The following is a 19,603-nucleotide window of genomic DNA, read 5'->3' on the forward strand; positions in this document are numbered from 1 at the left end:
AAGAAAGGGGTAATTCTATTCAGTTTACGGTGCCAATAATCAGTAATAGGTAGTTTAGCCCTAATCTACTATTACACTTTGCTATGAATAAATTTCTTATACTTCTGTTAGTCACATTTTTCACCTGTTCAATTACCACTAACGCTCAGCATACCCCAACTTTTAAAGCAGATAAAATCAGCATTAATAATCAATGGAAGTTTCATAAAAGTCATATTGACTTCCCTTCCCCTAAGGCTGTGGAGTGGCAGTCAATAGATTTGCCTCATACTTGGAATAATAAGGATGCTGTGGATGATATGCCTGGTTATTATAGAGGTGACGGTTGGTATTCTAAAACTATAACAGTTTCTGGAAAATGGAAAAATAAACAGGTTTACCTCTATTTTGAAGGGGCAAATCAGGAGGCGGACATATATGTTAATCAACAATTAGCCGGTTCTCACAAAGGTGGGTACACAAGGTTTTACATTCCTATTTCAGCATTCATTGATTTCTCTTCTGAAGATGAGTCGGTTCAAATTGATGTTAAAGTAAGCAACGCTCATAATGAAGATATCCCGCCTTTAAGTGCTGATTTTACGTTTTTTGGAGGTATTTATAGAGACGTCTACTTAGTGCTAAAGGATCAAGTACATTTTGATTTTGGAGATTTAGCCTCCTCTGGTGTTAAATATTATACTACTAATGCCTCTGTAGATCATGTTGATATTCATTTAGTTACGCAGCTGGCAAATGAATCTACAAATTCAAGAGATGTATTAGTGACTCATTTGATAAAGGACGCTGCGAAAAAAGTAGTGCAAAAAGTATCTGAAAAAGTGAAACTTGGCGCAGGAGAGAGTAAACAGCTAAGCCAAACAATAAAAAAGTTTAAAGACCCTGAATTATGGTCTCCAGAGCATCCTTATTTATATGAAGTGAGTTCCATTATTACCGATGCCAAGACTGATGAGCAGCTTGATGAGATTAGGCAATCGCTGGGTGTTCGCTGGTTTAGTTTTACGGTTAGCGAAGGGTTTAAATTAAATGGGCAGCCTTATAAGCTGATAGGCACTAATCGACATCAAGATTTTAAGGGTTTGGGCAATGCACTTTCTGATGCGCTCCACATCAGTGATATTAGCCTTCTTAAGCAGATGGGTGGCAATTTTCTGAGAATTTCTCATTACCCTCAAGCGCCTGAAATTCTACAAATGTGTGATAAGTTAGGAATTATAACTTCAGTAGAAATCCCCATTGTTAACAGGGTCACCGATAGTGAAGGTTTTAAAGCCAATAGTCAGGTAATGCTAAAAGAAATGATTGCACAGAATTATAATCATCCAAGTGTAGTCATCTGGGCATATATGAATGAGGTGTTGCTTTCTCCAAGGTTTAATGAGGATTCACAAGAAAGAGCTGATTATTATAAAAAGATACAATTACAAGCCCAAGCATTGGATGACATTGCAAGAGCAGAAGACCCTCATCGGTATACCATGATCGCTAACCACGGATGGTTTGATGGGTATTTTAACAATGGTTTGGCTGAGATTCCAATGGTTGTTGGCTGGAATTTATATCAAGGCTGGTATGGTGCGGATATTACAGGCTTTGAGAAATTTTTAGATATGCACCATAGTAAACTACCTGATGTACCTATGATTGTAACAGAGTATGGCGCTGGAGCCGATCCTAGGCTACACTCTTTTGCTCCTGAGCGTTTTGATTTTACTATTGAATATGAAACATATTATCATCAGCATTATTTGCCAGAAATATTAAAAAGACCATTTGTGGTAGGCGCTAATGTTTGGAATCTGAATGATTTTTATTCTGAGGGTAGAGGAGATGCGGTGCCTCATGTCAATAATAAAGGCTTAGTGTCTCTAGATCGACAACCAAAAGAAGTATTTTATTACTATCAAGCCGCATTGACTAACGCTCCTTTGGTGAAAATAGGAAATAGAAATTGGAAATACCGTTCGGGAATAGCCTCAAAAGAGGAAGCTGGCGTCAGTCTTCAGCCTTTAAAAGTTTTTAGTAATCAGGGTGAAGTTCGGTTAATTGTTAATGGAAAAGAATTAGAGACTAAAAAAATGGAAAACTTTACAGCTTCATGGATGGTACCCTTTAAAAATGGAAACAACTTAATTGAAGCCGTAGCAGAGAGTGAAACTGGTGAAATAGTTAAAGATTTTGCAGAGGTGCATTTTGAGTTACTGCCTTTTCAGTTCGATAATTCATTTGAGGCAATACATATTAATGTTGGTGCACATAGTTATTTTCATGACCCTGTGACGCATCAGGTTTGGCTACCCGATCAGGCATATAAAAAAGGGCAGTATGGTTGGCTAGGAAACGCTGAAGTAAAAGCAGCAAATGCTAATATTTTGAAAACTGAAAATGACCCACTCTTTCAAGTACAGCAGTCTGGCTTAAGCAAATATAAGTTAGATGTGGCAGCAGGTGAATATGAACTTGTTTTACATTTTGCTGAGCTGCTTTCTCATGAGCAACGTGAAGAGTTGGTTTATAATTTAGGTCAGGATACTAAACAGGAAAAGGGAGGAGAAAGAGTTTTTGATGTAAACGTTAATGGCAAGGCTATCATAACTTCATTAAACTTGGCCAAAAGCTATGGGGAATACCAACCAGTGAGCTATAAGGTAAATGTTCCGGTGGCTGACAGTGGTCTTACCATTACGTTTGATGCAAGTGTAGGCAGGTCAGTTTTAAACGCTTTAGAGCTGAGAAAAATATATTAAAAGCAAAAGGCTCCGAGTAGGAGCCTTTTACTTTATTTTTTTGCCATAATTATAGATGATTGTGGCTGCTTTAATATTTCCTTAAGTTCGTCAAAACTCACCCTTACCTCTGATGGGCCTTTTGCGTAAGCGGCTATTTCATAACTGTTGTAGAAAAATTTAATGCCATCATTTAAGATAGCGAAATTTCCCGGGTTGAAATATTCACCATTTTCAAATTCGTAACCTTCATCACTTAGGTCTGTATCCGGACTGATTTTATACTTCGTTCTAAATTTTTTCTCCACTATTTGGTTAAGCTTCTTCTCATAGCCAGGATTGAAAAGTGAGCTTAAAGAGATGCTATCCCCCGTCTGTGGGTTGTAATTTAAGTATTGTAGACTATAAGATCCGTGTGCTCCACCCGTATACATGTCAGAGGCTAGTACTATGCTTATAACAGCGGTGTCATTTCTTAAAACTTGGCCATTGAGCTTAATGTACCAGCCAAAAGCTTCACCAAATGTTTCTTTTACCTCTTTGTAGTCAGCTATAAATGTGTCGGCATATTTATCAAGAGATACTTCTCCTGAAGAATCACTTGCAAAGTCTGCCAAAACATGTTTTTCTATTTTTTCATTAATGATCTGGGCAGCGCCACTATTGTATAGCGTGTCAAACTGAGGGTAGTTTAAGATAATTTCAGTACAGTATGCACTAGTGTCAGAGTTGCAGTCGCCATATTTGCGGCTAAAATCTTTGAAAGTATAGCTTAGAGAGTCAGTCTTTTCTGAATCAATAGTGGTAGAAGAAGGTTGCTCAGTAGATTCATGTTTCTTTTTACATCCAACAATGCTGGAGAATATCAAAAGTGCCGTAAGTATTAAAAAATTGACTTTCATTCGTGTTTATAAAATTATTACCTGAAAATTATGCAATAAAAGTTATTCTTGCTTTTAATTGCTGGAATATTTTGTTCAAAGTCAGGTGTTTAGCCTGACTTTGATCTGTACTTGTAAAACAATAAAATTATAACAACTCATTTGCCAAATTGGCTAATTCAGACCTTTCTCCTTTTTCAAGAGTGATGTGAGCGTACAGTGAATGATCTTTAACTCTATCAATGAGGTACGATAGTCCATTACTCTGCGAATCGAGGTAAGGGGTGTCTATCTGATAAATATCGCCAGTAAATATAATTTTAGTATTTTCTCCTGCCCTAGTTATTATCGTTTTCACCTCATGTGGAGTTAGGTTTTGAGCTTCATCTACAATAAAGCAGATGTTAGATAAACTTCGTCCTCTTATGTATGCTAGTGGTGTAATTACTAGTTTCTCTTGGTTCACCATTTCCGTTAGCTTAGCATATTCTTTATCCGTTTCATGGTATTGGTTTTGGATGAATTTTAAATTATCCCACAACGGCTCCATGTAGGGGTTAAGTTTGGATTTAATATCACCGGGCAAAAAACCAATATCTTTATTACTTAGGGGGACAATTGGCCTCGCCAAGTATATTTGTTTGAAATCTCTTTTTTGTTCTAGGGCAGCGGCCAAAGCGATAAGCGTTTTTCCAGTTCCTGCCACACCTTGCATTGTTACCAGCTTTATTTCAGGGTTAAGTATAGCATGAATGGCAAAGGCTTGCTCTGCATTTCGGGGTTTTATACCATATGCAGATTTTTTTTCTACGTGCTCTAGGCTTGCAGTAATAGGGTTGTAGTGTGCCAGAATCGATTTCTTTCCACTTTTTAATATGTAATAGCTGTTTTTTGTAGGCTTTTCATCTCCTAGGATGTCTTCAGGTGCTGCAGAGCCTTCTTCATATAATTTATTGATTTTGTCTGGGGCAGCTTTGTCATAAATAATTTTGCCGGTATATAGTGAACTTACATTCTTAACCTTTCCTGTATTGTAATCTTCAGCCGGAAGCCCTAATGATTTGGCTTTTAGTCTTAGGTTAATGTCTTTGCTTACTAGTATTACCTTTTTGCCCTTAGCTTCTTGCTGTAGCTGTAGTGCGGCATTGAGTATTCGATGGTCCGCCTTTGCCTCATCAAATACTTCATTGGCATCTATTTTACTTTTAGAATACATCAGTACTTTAAACTTGCCCTTGGTTTTGCCATTCAGGCTGTTCCAGTTGTGCAACATTTTACCTTCTGCCAGTTTATCAATTAGGCGGGTAAACTCTCTGGCTTCAAAGTTTTTGGTGTCATTACCTTTTTTGAATTGATCTAGCTCCTCAAGTACCGTGATGGGAATGCCTACATCATGTTCTGCGAAATTCATGATGGAGTTATGCTCAAAGATGATTACAGAAGTATCTAATACGAATATCTTTTTTTCTTTAGTTTCAGCTTTAGCCATATAGGAGAGATTAGTTTTATAGAGAATGTGTCTTCTATAAATTTAATTATCTGTAGGTAAAACGGAAATAAAAGGAGAGTAAAGATCTGTACGAATATGAAATTTTTAATTAGCCTACGGAAGTGGATAGCAGAAGAAATGCTAAAGTAAAGCAGCTTTTTTAGAAGGTTTTTTCCATAATTACATACTGTTTACCTCCTTTTGTGAAGGTTTCGGGAGTAGTGTGAAGGCCAAATCTCACATAAAATGCGGTTTTATTGGTGCGAGCATTGCACCATAAACGCTTCACCTGGTGCTGGTGGGCTACATTGATGACATGTTGTAGTAGCTCAGAGCCATATCCATTACCTTGCTGACTTTCTAGAGTAGCAAATTTTCGAAATTGAGCTTCATTGTTTTCAATAAATAAAGAGATTACAGAAACAAGTTCGTTGTTTTTTAATAGCCCAAAATGCTGTCCTTCGGCATCATTTTTCAGCTTTACGTAATCAAGGGGCTTTTCAGGCCACATTACTTGTTGCCTTATCGGCCATGTTGCATTCGCTGAAATTTCTGTTATTGTATGCATTAGTAGCTACTTTTTACAGTAAAGTAATCTTCTTTTTCGTCAGGATGAATTTGTAAAACATTGGCAAGCACCATAAGGATTAGCGTACGGCTAGCCTGGTACTGGTTTCTGCCACTAAGCTTTTTAAACTGCTCGATAGTGATTTTATTATTTTCGTCAAGATAGGCCATCAGTAGTTTCTCTTTCTCACCAAAGTTGAACTGAATGCTTTTGTTTTTGCGCTGACGGTCGAGTATTTCTTTTACATGCTTGCTCGCTTTAATGCTGCGATCTTGAACCCTTACAAAAGCTTGTCTGTACAAATGCTGTTCTGCATTAATAATACAATGAGGCTTTTTGTCACTGGCCGGCACATCATATACTACAATAGAGTAGTCTTCGGTGAGGTCAACAGTGTGTATAGTGTAGTCAAAAGCAGGCTTGCAGTATTTTTCTATGGCTTTATCTAATGCGAAAATGTCATCTTCAGGGTATTTTACTCCTGCTAAACTTCCGTCATCGTTTACGCCAATAAAAAGATAGCCTCCGCAAGTATTTGCGAAAGCTACCAATTCTTTTATCACCTTTTCGGGGTGTCTTATTTTACGTTTAAACTCTATGGTATCGGTTTCTCCATTACGGATTAGCCTTTTTACTTCTGAGAGTGTCATTTTTTTGTCGGTTCATGTTAAAAATGACTTTCATCCTCATCCTCTTCATCATCAGGGCCAGGCATAGTAAACATGCCGCTCAATAGATCTTTAAATTGCAAGCCACGAACCAACTCATGCTTGCTGAGTAAACTATATTCTGCAAGACCATGTAAGGCAAATTCCATCAAGAATAGTTTGGTTGCCAAATCTTTGTCTTCGTAATAAGTATCTACTAATTTTTCTAGCCCAGGTACGCCTTTAAGTGCTTTTTCGTGCTCCTCATTGGTGAAGTCATTTAGCAAATCTAATTCATGTTCTTCACCAAACCAATCTGTAATAGTTTTGTATGGATTTTCTAGCTTTTGTTTTCTTAGCTTGTCAGGGTCTGGAAATAACTTTACAAATTGAGTTCTAATGGCCTTGCCTACCAAGTTACGAGCTACAATGCCAGCTCCCTCTTGCTCTCCTTCATACACTAGCTCTACTTTACCAGTAATTGATGGTACTGCACCATATAAATCAGACACTCTTACCCTTGTTTTGCCTCCATTATATAACGCCCTGCGTTCCGCTGCACTGATAAGGTTTTCGTAAGCAGAGATAGTAAGACGAGCAGAAACGCCACTTTTGCTATCTACATACTCACTGTCGCGCGCCTCAAAAGCTATTTGCTCTATCAGGTCTTTACTCAAATCATTGGCCTCTACAGTTTCAAGTTGCTCTTTTTTAATGAATGCTTCTTGCTCTGTAATTTTTCTTCCTGTTTCAATATCCTTAGGATAGTGGGTTATGATTTGACTGTCTATTCTATCCTTTAAAGGAGTGACTATACTACCTCTGTTAGTATAATCTTCAGGGTTAGCTGTAAATACAAATTGAAGGTCCAAAGGCATTCTCACCTTAAAACCTCTTATTTGGATATCTCCTTCCTGTAATATATTGAACAAAGCCACCTGTATTCTGGCTTGTAAATCTGGTATTTCATTAATAACAAAGATACCACGGTGCGATCTTGGGATTAACCCGAAATGGATCACTCTTTCGTCAGAGTAGGGCAGTTTAAGCGTAGCGGCTTTGATAGGGTCAACATCGCCAATCAAATCAGCAATGGAAACATCAGGAGTAGCTAATTTTTCACTGTAACGGTCGTCTCTATGAAGCCATGTTATAGGCGTATCATCACCTTTTTCGGCCACTACATCTCTGCCATATCTAGAGATGGGCTGAAAGGGATCATCGTTCATTTCTGAGCCTTCTATCACAGGTATGTATTCATCTAAAAGCTTCACCATCATTCTGGCCATTCTTGTTTTGGCCTGACCGCGAAGTCCTAGTAAATTAATGTCGTGCATAGAGAGTATGGCACGTTCCATGTCAGGAATTACCGTGTCTTCATAGCCCCATATGCCTGCAAATACATTTTCTTTATTTTTTATTTTATTGATTAAGTTATCTCGCAACTCTTGTTTTACGGATTTTGTGGTATAGCCAAGGGCTTTTAGTGCTCCAAGTGTTTTGGCTTCCTTCAATTGAGCTGATTCCATAAATGATAAAGTACCGGTTTAAAGTTTCTTTCTTCTGTTTTTTCTGTAGTCTTCAAAAATCAAATGCCCCAGTCCTTGAAGACTGCTATAGTATGCATTGCCATTATTTACTTGCGTAAATTCTTTTACAAACTCCTTTAAATAAGGGTCAGAGGCAATCATAAAAGTAGTGACTGGTATTTTTAGTTTTCTACATTGCTTAGCCAAATTCAGCGTTTTGTTCAAAATTTTGCTGTCTATGCCAAAGCTGTTTTTATAATATTTTATGCCTTCTTTTAGGCAGGTAGGCTTTCCATCTGTAATCATGAAAATTTGCTTATTAGGATTTCTCCTTCTCCTAAGCAAATCCATGGCTAGCTCAAGGCCAGCTACGGTATTGGTGTGGTAAGGTCCTACTTGTAAATAAGGTAAGTCTTTAATTTCAATCTGCCACGCGTCATTACCAAATACTATAATGTCTAAAGTGTCTTTTTTGTATTTTCTGGTAATGAGTTCTGCCAGTGCCATGGCCACCTTTTTAGCTGGGGTTATCCTGTCTTCGCCATAAAGTATCATAGAGTGTGAAATATCAATCATCAGCACCGTAGAGGTCTGTGTTTTGTATTCATTCTCTAACACTTCGAGGTCGTTTTCAGTCATCATAAAATTATCCAGACCATGGTTGATCTGTGCATTTCTTAATGAATCTGTCATGGACAGTTGTTCCAAGGTGTCACCAAATTGGTAGTCGCGCCTTTCGGTACTGGGCTCATCGCCAAGTCCGCCAAGGTTGGTCTTGTGCTCACCACGCCCCGATTTTTTTAGTTTGCCAAATATTTCTTCTAAAGCAGATGAACGTATTTTTTGTTCGCTTTTGGCTGTTATTTCGAAGCTTCCGTCAGGAGTATTATCAGTAAGGTATCCTTTATCTTTTAAGTCTTCAATAAAGTCACCTAGTCCATAATCAGGAGTGGTGAGGTTATATTGCTTATCTAGATTAGTTAACCAGGAAAGTGCTTCCGATACATCTCCACCTGTGATAGTAATGAGCTGCATGAAAATATCCATCAGCTTATCAAAATCCGATTTATTCTGCTCGGGAGCGGGTATATAATCTGTGAATTTGTAGCCTAACATAATGTATGGGAAAATATGTGATAAAGATTAACTAGTAAACGAAACTCAATGGTTTTCTGTTCATCCTAGTTGTAGGAACAGGGTCGTTCCTATATTGCATACACGCATCTGTTCAAATAAAGTTTTGGTATTTTTTTTGATTTCAGAATAACATGTTGAATTGGAAATAAAAACAATTATGAAAAGAACTTTACTAATTTTTGCAGTTGTGGCAGTATTAGCTTCTGGATGCTCAGCGTATACATGCCCTACATATAGTCAGGCACCTATAGAAAAAGCAGCTCCTGAGCTTGCAGAAGACTGTATTTAAAGGTGTTATCTCTTTAATGACTAGAGTAATTGTAAAGCCAGGAGCAGTGGGCGATGTGATGATTATGTAGAATGCTCCTGTATCTTTATTCTCCCTAACTGGAAGTTCTATTCCATTATTGGGAATTAATAACTCGATTTTTTTCTTTTTTGGAAAAATGGATGGAGAATCACCCTATCAAAAAGTATTAAGGAGATAATTAATAAAATGATAATAGATACATTGATCAGAGGGGTGACAGGGAGTGATACACCCGGAATATTAACACTATAATTTTTCCAGCTGAGACTAATTCCTTCAATAGTTTCGTGCAAATTACCAGACACAGGCAGGATTAAAGCAGTAATAATCGTTGCCAAAGCCAACGCAAGCATAATACTACCTATTATAGTATTTCTTTTTCTCCAACTTTCAGAAATCATTTTTACTGTGGCCACATCTTGCATTACTCTGCTGGTAAAGCTTAAGGAGGGGGTTTGTATCTCCGAGTGACTAAGTAGAGTATTTACTTTTTTAAACTCCAGTAACTTGTTATTCCATTCTTTATGCGTATTGCAGTATTGTTCTACCATTCTGGCTTCATCAATGGACAAATTACCATCTATGTAGTCAAATAAAATATCTTCGGTTATTATGAATTGCTTTTTCATGACTTTATAAGTTTACAATCTCCCCCTTCAATATGTTTTTCATTGCTGCTGCCAGCCTTTTGCGGCCTCTATGGAGCTTAACTTTAATATTACTAATACTTAAATCTGTTATTTCAGCAATTTCTTCAAGAGAGAATTCCTTTAGATAAAATAACGAAATTATACTTTTATCTATATCAGAAAGCTTATTTAAAGCTTGTCCTATAAGTTTTTTTTGATCTTCACTTTCTAGTGGAGGTTTAGTATTATGGTCATATACATGGGTAGCGGTATCAATATCTTCTTGAGGTAAGCCTTTCTTCTTTTTGTAATTAAGCGAAGTGTTGAATACTATTCTATAAAGCCACGAACTAAATTTCGCCTCTTTTTTAAAAGATGCCAGGTTTTGATAAGCTTTTATAAAACTATCGTGTGCAGCCTCTTCAGCATCTTCTCGATTGTTGAGAATATTTAAAGCAATGGTAAAAGCATAATTTTTATGCTTTTCGATAATAATATTAAATAGCTGGTGTTCACCATTTAATACCCTATCTAGTATAATATCGTCATCTTTAATTTGCACGCTTCTTAGACTACAGCTTTTTGATATAAGTTACACTGTAGGTGTAAATTTTTTTCAGAATAAGAATTTTATAAAAAGTAAAAAGAAGCTGTAACCTCCCATTTGATTTTTGTGTCAAAGGGGTATAATTTAATTAAAACTCAAAATAGATATGGAAGTAATAGCATTATTTATACCTATACTAGCGGTGGTAGGTATTGTAATTATGGTCATTTATTTAAGAAAGTTCACTAATGATGAAAGAATGGCTATGATAGATAAAGGTATAAGTGTGGAGGATTGGCCTGTAAACAGAAAATCTAATGCCAGTTGGGCTCTGAGGATAGCATTAATGTTTATAGGAGTGGGATTAGGGATTTTAACCGGTGCACTTGTAGCTAATAACTTGTCTGATGATCAGCAGCCTGTGGCTTATTTTTCAACTTTCTTTATTGGAGGAGGCTTAGGGTTGGCTATTTCGTACTTTATTGAAGAAAAAAAGAACAAGACACTTAATAATTAGAATTTATCAGGGCAGCATTCAGGGTCAAATGCTGCCTAATTTCTTCTTTGCACTCTACCCCAGCCTCATCATTTCTTGAATTTTATTTATAACGGATGCAGCCTTTTGAAAAATCTGTAGTCAATAAGGTGTAGGCTACAGTTATATCTTTGTTTTAATATGACAAAATCAATAAATTATTTGGTAAAATAAATTTATGTCATTTTAGAACCAGTAAACATTAAAGATAACCGCTCGCTGTAATACTAAAACAATGGGCTGATTATCTGCGGTATAATTAGACGTAATAACAACATCATCAGTATGAAAGGGTCAATTCATGCTGATGACAACAACAAAAACTCAAAATAAATTACTATGTACACTCTTTACAGTAAACTTTTACATGTAAGGCAGTTGTCAAAAATGGTGATGCTTGCATTATTATTTTGTCTGACAGCTCCTGCATTATTTGCCCAATATCATTTAACGGGTAAGGTTAAGAATGAGCAAGGAGAGCCAGCTCCTTATGCCAATGTCCTTTTGCTTAATGCTACAGATTCCTCTTTGGTAAAAGGTACAGTAACGGATACTACAGGGTATTTTGATTTGTATCAAGTTAAGGCGGGAGATTATATGGTATCTACGCAAACTATTGGTTATACTAATTATTATTCTGCTGCTTTAAGTATTAGTGCCGATAAAAACCTTGGAGTAATTCAAATTACGGAGCAAAGCACTCAACTTGATGCCGTGGTAATAAAAGCTGATAAGCCTTTGCTAGAGGTTACTCCTAATGCGATGGTAGTTAATATTGAATCATCAGCGGTTATGAAAGGAGGTAATGTGAAGCAGGCTTTGGAAAAATCTCCCGGTATAACCATAGATCAGGATGGTAATATTTCACTGAAAGGAAAGAGCAATGTACTGATATATATGGATGGCAAGCCCACCTACTTATCTGCTGCGGATTTGGCTCGCCTTTTAGAAAGTACATCTGCTGAAAATGTAGAGAAAATAGAAATTATGGATAATCCACCGGCCAAGTATGATGCATCAGGTAATGCAGGGATTATTAATATTGTAAGGAAAAAGAGTTCAGACCAAGGGCTGAACGGTACTGTTAGCTTACGCACGGGGTATGGTAAATATGCGAAAGTTAATCCTACACTTACTTTAAACTACAGGAGCGGTAAAATGAACCTGTTTGGTAATTATGGGTATTACTACAACAAGAGTTATCATAGTAATAATATTTACAGAAAAGTTCCTTTCGAAACATCGGAGGGAGAGGAGTCTCTTACCATATTTGATCTGAAAAATAAAGAGATTACTAAATACCATAATCATAATTATAGGTTTGGAGCTGATTACTACCTCAATAAAAATAACACTATTGGTGTTATGGTTAGTGGGCGTAATGGTGGATCAGATAATTTCGGCACTGGTGGAACGATGATAACTGGAGATAATAACTATAATTATGATGGTTTAACGGTTACGTCCCCAGAAGAAAGAACCAACGAAAATTCTACCTATAACTTTAACTATACTCATGATTTTAACGATGGCAGTGAATTTTCTTTTGATGCGGATTATGTGACTTGGGATAATACAAGTTCGCAAAAGAATGATAATTACTATTATACAAACGATGGTTCTGCCACAGATGACGCTTTATTAGTAAAGACAGATATGGCTACAGATATCGATATTATTGCTATTAAAGGAGACTACTCAAGAACAATTTTTAATGAATATGGGCTAGAAACAGGTTTTAAGATCAGTGATGTAAAAACAGATAATGACCTAAAGTTTTTTGAACAGCAAGATGGTGTTTATGAAAATGATGGGAAAAGAAGTAATAGGTTTAAGTATGATGAGTCTATTTATGCGGCTTATATGAATGTTAATAAAAAGATTAACGACCAATGGAAGTATACGTTTGGGCTGCGCGCAGAACATACCTCTTCACAGGGTGAATCAGTAACGCTCGATAGCGTGGTAAATAGAGATTATTTTAATCTTTTTCCTAGTGCTAGTATTTCGTTTGTTCCATCTCAGAAGCATACTTTTTCAGTTTCATATAGCAGAAGAGTGGATAGACCAGATTATGATGATTTAAATCCATTTGAATATTTTATTGATAAATTCACTTTTGGTAGAGGAAATCCATTCTTAAGACCGCAATACACTAATGCTTTTGGATTTAATTATGGCTTTAATAACATGATATACCTCACGCTAAATTATAATAGAACTACAGATATTATCTCTGATGTTATTATTCAGGAGTCTGCTAGCCAAATTGTATATCAAACCAGTAAGAATCTTAGCAATTGGCATAACTACAGTGCTAATATAGCGGCTCCTATTACTGTAAATGACTGGTGGATGGCCAACCTTAACCTTACCTCTTTCTATAACCAAATAAAAGCACAGTATGAAGAAGGTGTGGTAGATAAAAGGCAATTTGCCGAAATGGTGAGGTTGCAGAATACTTTTACATTACCTGCAGGCTTTAAGCTAGAGGTAATTGGCAACTATAGTACCCCAATGCTGTGGGACATATTTGAAATAAAAGAGCGCTATTGGGTAGATGCAGGATTATCAAAATCTATCGGTAAGTTTAACTTACAAGCCTCTTTAAATGATGTTTTTGATATACAAAGAACCAATATTGATATAAAACAAGGCGATGTAGATGCTACAGTTAAAAACAGGTGGGAGTCACGTGCATTTTACCTTAATGTTTCTTATCGGTTTGGTAATGATAAAATTAAACAAGCCAGAAGAAGGGGTACGGCCTCTGATGACTTAAAGCAAAGAGCAGGAAATTAAGTTATAAATAATAAAGCCAGTCTACGCTTAAGTAGGCTGGCTTTTATATGCTTTTGTAATGTTTCCTTCTTAATGCCTTACCATTGCTTTCGCTATATCGTGGGTCATCTATAAAAGCTTCTTTGTGCATTTCCATCACTTCTAAGCTATAAAAGTCAAATTCTTCCACCACTTTGCCTATGATATAATAAATCCCTTTGCCCCTAAAGGGCCATTTGGCAGCTACTGGAGGAAAATGTACTGTGTCAATAAAGTGACCTTCTACATCTAAAAATGTTCCGAAGTACATTCTGTCTCCCTTTGATGTCCTAGTGTTTTTTACAGCTACTAAGTAGCCATATATGGCCATGATTCTGTTTAAGTTGATTTTAAGATCGGGTACCGTATTGAAGTAGCTGGGTTTGTTTTTTAATAAGGTAAATGGGTTGCCCAAGAAAAAGCCAAATAATTCTAATTCATCAAATGCATTTTCAGCAGCTGTGGGGGCATTTACCTGCGGCAGTGTGGCATTCTTAATACTGCTGTCAAATAACTTGGGTAAAGGAATAGCCTTTTTTGTATTGCCGAGCACGAAATGAGCTTCCCAGAGTAATTCTTTTTTATGTTTGCCTGTAAAATTAAATACTCCAGATTTTATGAGTAGAGCTACCTGATCTAGTGATACAGTTACTCTTTTGATGAAGTCTATCAGAGAGTTAAAGCATCCATCTTTTTTTCGGCTAACTAATAGCTGCTCTATTACCCGATGATCCATGTCTTTAATAAACCCAAGTCCTAAGAATATGGTATTGCCAAAAATAGTACAGGTATCATTGCTATGGTTGGCACAAGGAGGCTGTATAATAGCACCATGCATGCGCGCCTCATGAATGTATAACTCAGTTTGGTAGAAGCCACCAAAGTTATTAATGGTGGCTACCATGTATTCTAAAGGATAATAGGCTTTTAAAAAAAGACTTTGGTAGCTTTCAACAGCATAAGAGGCGGAATGTCCTTTAGAAAAAGCATAGCCAGCAAAACTTTCTATTTGCCGCCATATTTCGGCACTTTCTTTATAGTCATAACCTTTTTCTTCGCAGTTGGCAAAATATTGAGCTTTGGCTTTTTGAAATTCATCTCTTGAGCGAAACTTACCAGACATGCCTCTGCGCAGTACATCTGCTTCTGCTAATGATAAGCCAGCAAAGTAATGCGCTACTTTTATCACATCTTCTTGATATACCATTACGCCATAGGTCTCAGGCATAATTTCTAGCATTACCTTGTGCGCATCTTTTCTTCTTTCAGGGTTTCTAAAGCGGAGTATGTACTCGCGCATCATTCCCGATTTAGCAACACCAGGTCTAATGATGGAGCTGGCCGCAACTAGGCCTAAGTAGTTGTCTGCTTTTAGTTTTTTTAGCAACATGCGCATAGCAGGAGATTCCACATAAAAACAGCCTATAGCTTCTCCTTGCCTCAATAATTCTTTTACTTTTTCATCTTTTTTGAAGAGGCTGATATCGTGGATGTCAATTTCTGGCGCATGAGGTTGATTTAACTTGACTATGCTGAGTGTATCTTTAATTTTCCCCAATCCTCTCTGGCTGAGGATGTCAAATTTGTATAGGCCGATGTCTTCGGCTACTATCATGTCAAATTGTGTAGTTGGGTATCCTTTGGGAGGCATATCGGTGGCTGAATAATTGTGAATATTTTGTTCCGATATGAGAATTCCCCCCGCATGGATACTCAAATGGCTTGGAAAGCCTTCTATTAAACGACTATATTTTAACACCAGGTTACTGTAGTAGTCTGGTTTTGCATTACCTTCTGCTATTGCTTCTATTTCGTGTGGAGGTAAACCAAATACCTTGCCTAGTTCACGAATAACAGCGCGTAGCTGGAAAGTGCTGTAAGTGGCAAGCAACGCCACATGTTTAAATCGCTTAAAAATATATGCTGTAATGTCCTCTCGGTCAGTCCAAGAGAAGTCAATGTCAAAATCTGGTGGATTTTTTCTGTATAGGTTAATAAACCTTTCGAAATATAAATCCAGCTCAATAGGGTCTACATCTGTTATTTTAAGCAAGTAGGCCACTATACTGTTGGCACCACTTCCTCTGCCTACATAAAAATACCCCCGCCTTCTGGCGTAGCTCACTATGTCCCAGTTAATAAGAAAGTACGCCAGAAACTCCTTTTCTCTTATAACTTGAAGCTCTGTTTTTAACCGCTTTTTTATTTCATCTGAGATATGAGTATACCTGTATTTTAACCCCTTATAGCATAATTTACATAGCTTTTTAAAATCTTCTGCTTCAGATCCTGTGTATGTACGCTGGTTTTTATGCTGTTGGTCTTCGCCAAATTCAAACTTGATGTTACAGTTTTCAAGTAACGTCTTTGTGTTTTTGATTATTTCAGGAAACTCAGAATATATATTCAATAACGTAGCTTCATCATACATTTGATGATGGGGCTGGCCTTCTTCATTTTTAGGGAGCTTGCTAAGTAGCGTGTTGTTATCAATAGCTCTTAGTAAACGATGGGCATTAAAATCTTTTTTATTCCTGAAAGTGACCGTCTGTAATATAACTGCTTTTTTAGTAATATTATTAGCTTTTTTAGAGAATTTAATATGACTGATGTGCTCAGGTCTTACCCCTATATATTCATTTTTCTTTAGCTTATGGCCAGTGTATTTTTCGTAAGGATATATGATAAAAGCATGTTGCAGCTGTTGCTCTAAGGTGTTAGGCATGGTGCAGGATTGATGCAGTGCTCTACTAAGTAAATCGTTTAATTCTTTGAACCCTGCATTGTTTTTTGCTATGCCTATAAACTGTTGGTCTGCTCTGTTTCTGAAGTCTATTCCTAAAATAGGTTTTATACTGTGCTGTGTAGCAAGTCTTACAAAGTTTAAACAGCCTGCAGTGGAGTTGATGTCGGTAAGTACCATGGTGTCAATTCCTTTGCTAGCAGCTTCTTCTAGCAGCTCTACACAAGACATGGTTCCGTATTTAAAACTATAATATGTATGGGAGTTGATATACATATTTATGCTTTGCGGTTGGGTAAAAGTGGAGGTGCATCCCCTTTGAAAGGGTTAAACCTTCCTATGGTTTTTGCCCCCATACTAGCAGCTCTTACCAGCATTCTGTCTCCGTGTTTATCACGTATCTTGTCCATGGCTTGGTATAAGTGTATCATTTCCAAAGAGTCTTCGAAAAGGCTTATTTGATAACTTCCATTAACCAAATGGCTGAATTTTACTCCAATCAGGCGCACCAAAAGTCTTTTTTGATAGGCTTTATTGAATAGCTCCATTACCGCAGGAATTAAAATATGGTCTGCTGAAGTATAAGGTATTTTTGCCTGCAATGTATGAGTATTAAAGTCCGAGTATCTAATCTTAACACTCACACATGCGGTTAGCTTTTGCCCTCTTCTGAGCTGAAAAGCTAAATTTTCAGCCATAGCCAGTATTATTGATTTTAGTTTTGTAATATCAATGGTGTCTCTATCGAAAGTGCGTTCTGTAGATATTGATTTTCTTTCAGAGTAAGGGATAACTGGCGATGTATCTATTCCATTTGCTTTTTTCCACATGGCAATACCGTTTTTGCCGAAGGCTTTTTCTAAAAGCTCTGGCGGAGTTTCCTGTAGCGTGTGGATTTGCTTTATGCCCAAATCGCATAGCGACATGAAAGTTTTCTCTCCAATCATAGGTATTTTCCTTACGGAAAGAGGTGCTAAAAAATGCTTTTCGCTACCATATTCTATTTGTATCTGATTGTTGGGCTTGGCTTCTCCTGTAGCTATTTTAGAAACGGTTTTATTTTCCGATAAACCAAATGAAATAGGAAGGCCTGTATGACTAATAATTCTCTCTCTAAGCTCACTGGCCATTCTATAGTTACCAAAGAACTTATCCATGCCTGACATATCTACATAAAACTCGTCTATAGAGGTCTTTTCAAATAAAGGAACTTGCTCTCTAATGATTTCTGTTACTTCGTTTGACTTGGCCGAATAAGTATTTGAATTGCCTTTTATTACTATAGCTTCAGGGCATAGCTCGCGAGCCATTTTCATGGGCATGGCAGAGTGAATACCAAACTGCCGTGCCTCATAACTGCACGATGCTACCACTCCTCTGTCTGAAGTTCCTCCAATCAATATTGGTTTATTGTTTAGCGTGCTGTCTATTAGCCGTTCGCATGACACAAAAAAAGTGTCTAAATCCAAGTGTAATATTGATCGTGAAACCATGATACAATATTACTAAATATATTAGTAATTACTAATAATAGTTAATCATATATTTTACAAACTCCATTGAATAAGATAGTTAGAAGCTATAGTTAAAATGATAATGGCCAGAATATTAAGTATGATGCCTGTTCTTACCATCTGTTTCATTTTTATATGGCCACTTGCAAATACTATTGCATTGGGAGGGGTAGATATTGGCATCATAAAGGCACAGCTGGCGGCTAGGGTAGAGGGCACAACTAGTAGTAGTGGGTCCATGTTTAGTCCTTGGGCAATGCCGATAGCTACTGGTATAAAAATGGTAACTAATGCTACATTGCTCATAATTTCGGTTAGAAATAACACCAGCGCAGTGATAATGCCTATAAATAGGAGGTGGTTGATGTCTTTGAATTCAGAAACATAAGCTCCTATGCTTTGTATAATCCCAACTTGTTCTAAAGCTTTTGCTAAGCACATACCTCCACCAAACAGAAGTAATATTCCCCATGGGAGTTTTTCTGTATCTTTCCATTTCAATAAAAATTTATTGCTTTTAATGTTTACTGGGGTTATAAACATAAGTATACCTCCAGCCATGGCAGTAGAAGTGTCTGATAGTAATTTTTCACCTATAAGGTTGTTGATCTGACTTTTGAAGATCCAACAGAATGCTGTAAGTGAAAATACGATGAGAACGAGTTTTTCTTCTAGGGATATTTTCCCTAAGTCTTTAAGTCGGCTGTGAATAAGCTGCTCCGATCCTTCTACCTTTTTTAGGTTGTTGGGGTAAAGTACTTTGGTTATCAGTAAGTATGTAATGGCCAATAGGCTTATGCCTACAGGCAGGCCTATGAATAGCCAATTACTGAAAAGCATTTCATAATGTAGCATTTCATTTAAATAGCCCGTCATTACTACATTGGGCGGAGTACCTATGAGAGTGATGGTGCCACCTATGTTGGCAGAGTAGGCGATGGTAAGCATGAGGCCTAGCGCAAACCGCTGATGCGATTTATCTTTTGTGCTCTTATCTACAAATAGGTTAACTACTGAGGCCGCCACGGGCAGCATCATTACCGCGGTAGCGGTATTGCTTATCCACATGCTTAGTAATGCGGTGGCAAGCATAAATCCGAGTATTATGCCATTGCCACTCGTTCCTGTTATTTTTATCAGGTTAAGCGCTATGCGCAAGTGCAGGTTATGCTTTTCTAGCCCCAGAGCTATCATAAAGCCACCCATAAATAAAAAGATGATGGAGCTGGCGTAAGGTGCAGTAGCTTCGCCAATTTTAAAAATACCCAATAGAGGGAACAGTACCATTGGAAGGAGGGCTGTTACGGGTATGGGGGCAGCTTCTGAAATCCACCATACTACCATCCAGGCAGCTACCGCTAGTACTTGCCATATCTCAGGACTTAATATATGAGTGTGCTGTAGCTGTAAAATTAAAAAAAGAGTAGTGGTCCCACTACGAGAAAAATGGGTTTGTAGGATTTCATAAGGTTTAAGCGTTTATTCAATAATCAATTTAAAAATTGATTTAAAAAAAAGAAACCCA

At 37.1% G+C, this 19,603-nt stretch carries 15 protein-coding genes; 4 read left to right on the top strand and 11 right to left on the bottom strand.

The window, feature by feature from the left end; all coding sequences use genetic code 11:
• Window positions 1–83 precede the first annotated feature (83 nt).
• Window positions 84–2,750: a glycoside hydrolase family 2 TIM barrel-domain containing protein gene (locus ACXACQ_RS08675; protein WP_474975540.1), complete on the top strand. Its 2,667-nt coding sequence runs from the start codon at window positions 84–86 to the stop codon at window positions 2,748–2,750.
• A gap of 32 nt (window positions 2,751–2,782) precedes the next feature.
• Here the strand turns inward: ACXACQ_RS08675 and ACXACQ_RS08680 are convergent, their stop codons facing one another.
• From ACXACQ_RS08680 to ACXACQ_RS08705, 6 genes are all read right to left on the bottom strand, one after another.
• Window positions 2,783–3,631: a DUF3298 and DUF4163 domain-containing protein gene (locus ACXACQ_RS08680; protein WP_474975541.1), complete on the bottom strand. Its 849-nt coding sequence runs from the start codon at window positions 3,629–3,631 to the stop codon at window positions 2,783–2,785.
• Between the two features lie 127 nt (window positions 3,632–3,758).
• A complete protein-coding gene (locus tag ACXACQ_RS08685) occupies window positions 3,759–5,099 on the bottom strand; it encodes a PhoH family protein (RefSeq protein WP_474975543.1) in 1,341 nt (446 codons plus the stop codon).
• Between the two features lie 160 nt (window positions 5,100–5,259).
• Complete coding sequence (locus ACXACQ_RS08690) at window positions 5,260–5,667, bottom strand: GNAT family N-acetyltransferase (protein ID WP_474975544.1); 408 nt, start codon at window positions 5,665–5,667, stop codon at window positions 5,260–5,262.
• On the bottom strand, window positions 5,667–6,317 hold the full coding sequence (locus ACXACQ_RS08695) for an AlbA family DNA-binding domain-containing protein (protein ID WP_474975545.1): 651 nt from the start codon (window positions 6,315–6,317) through the stop codon (window positions 5,667–5,669). Before ACXACQ_RS08695 ends, ACXACQ_RS08690 begins: the two co-directional genes overlap by 1 nt.
• Before the next feature lie 17 nt (window positions 6,318–6,334).
• Window positions 6,335–7,843: a sigma 54-interacting transcriptional regulator gene (locus ACXACQ_RS08700; RefSeq protein WP_474975546.1), complete on the bottom strand. Its 1,509-nt coding sequence runs from the start codon at window positions 7,841–7,843 to the stop codon at window positions 6,335–6,337.
• 18 nt (window positions 7,844–7,861) lie between these two features.
• Window positions 7,862–8,959, bottom strand: coding sequence for a vWA domain-containing protein (locus ACXACQ_RS08705; protein ID WP_474975547.1), 1,098 nt, complete (start codon window positions 8,957–8,959; stop codon window positions 7,862–7,864).
• 178 nt (window positions 8,960–9,137) lie between these two features.
• Between ACXACQ_RS08705 and ACXACQ_RS08710 the strand changes: the two genes are divergently transcribed.
• On the top strand, window positions 9,138–9,269 hold the full coding sequence (locus tag ACXACQ_RS08710) for a hypothetical protein (protein ID WP_474975548.1): 132 nt from the start codon (window positions 9,138–9,140) through the stop codon (window positions 9,267–9,269).
• A 125-nt stretch (window positions 9,270–9,394) separates the two neighbouring features.
• Here ACXACQ_RS08710 and ACXACQ_RS08715 read toward each other — a convergent pair whose 3' ends face one another.
• Window positions 9,395–9,919 (bottom strand): anti-sigma factor, encoded by a 525-nt coding sequence (locus ACXACQ_RS08715; protein WP_474975549.1) that lies wholly within the window; start codon window positions 9,917–9,919, stop codon window positions 9,395–9,397.
• Window positions 9,920–9,923: 4 nt separating this feature from the next.
• A complete protein-coding gene (locus ACXACQ_RS08720; protein WP_474975550.1) occupies window positions 9,924–10,481 on the bottom strand; it encodes an RNA polymerase sigma factor in 558 nt (185 codons plus the stop codon).
• A 151-nt stretch (window positions 10,482–10,632) separates the two neighbouring features.
• Between ACXACQ_RS08720 and ACXACQ_RS08725 the strand changes: the two genes are divergently transcribed.
• Entirely contained in the window at window positions 10,633–10,983 is a 351-nt protein-coding gene (locus ACXACQ_RS08725) for a DUF6249 domain-containing protein (RefSeq protein ID WP_474975551.1), read from the top strand.
• A 357-nt stretch (window positions 10,984–11,340) separates the two neighbouring features.
• Complete coding sequence (locus ACXACQ_RS08730; protein WP_474975552.1) at window positions 11,341–13,803, top strand: TonB-dependent receptor; 2,463 nt, start codon at window positions 11,341–11,343, stop codon at window positions 13,801–13,803.
• 43 nt (window positions 13,804–13,846) lie between these two features.
• Here ACXACQ_RS08730 and ACXACQ_RS08735 read toward each other — a convergent pair whose 3' ends face one another.
• From ACXACQ_RS08735 to ACXACQ_RS08745, 3 genes are read right to left on the bottom strand one after another with little or no spacing between them, the layout of a single operon-like run.
• Window positions 13,847–16,840: a DNA polymerase III subunit alpha gene (locus ACXACQ_RS08735; protein ID WP_474975553.1), complete on the bottom strand. Its 2,994-nt coding sequence runs from the start codon at window positions 16,838–16,840 to the stop codon at window positions 13,847–13,849.
• Window positions 16,841–16,842: 2 nt separating this feature from the next.
• Entirely contained in the window at window positions 16,843–18,057 is a 1,215-nt protein-coding gene (gene dinB / locus ACXACQ_RS08740) for a DNA polymerase IV (RefSeq protein WP_474975554.1), read from the bottom strand.
• Window positions 18,058–18,111: 54 nt separating this feature from the next.
• Window positions 18,112–19,539, bottom strand: coding sequence for an SLC13 family permease (locus ACXACQ_RS08745; RefSeq protein ID WP_474978467.1), 1,428 nt, complete (start codon window positions 19,537–19,539; stop codon window positions 18,112–18,114).
• Window positions 19,540–19,603: the final 64 nt, after the last annotated feature.

Source organism: Fulvivirga sp. AWR4_260 (assembly GCF_056158185.1).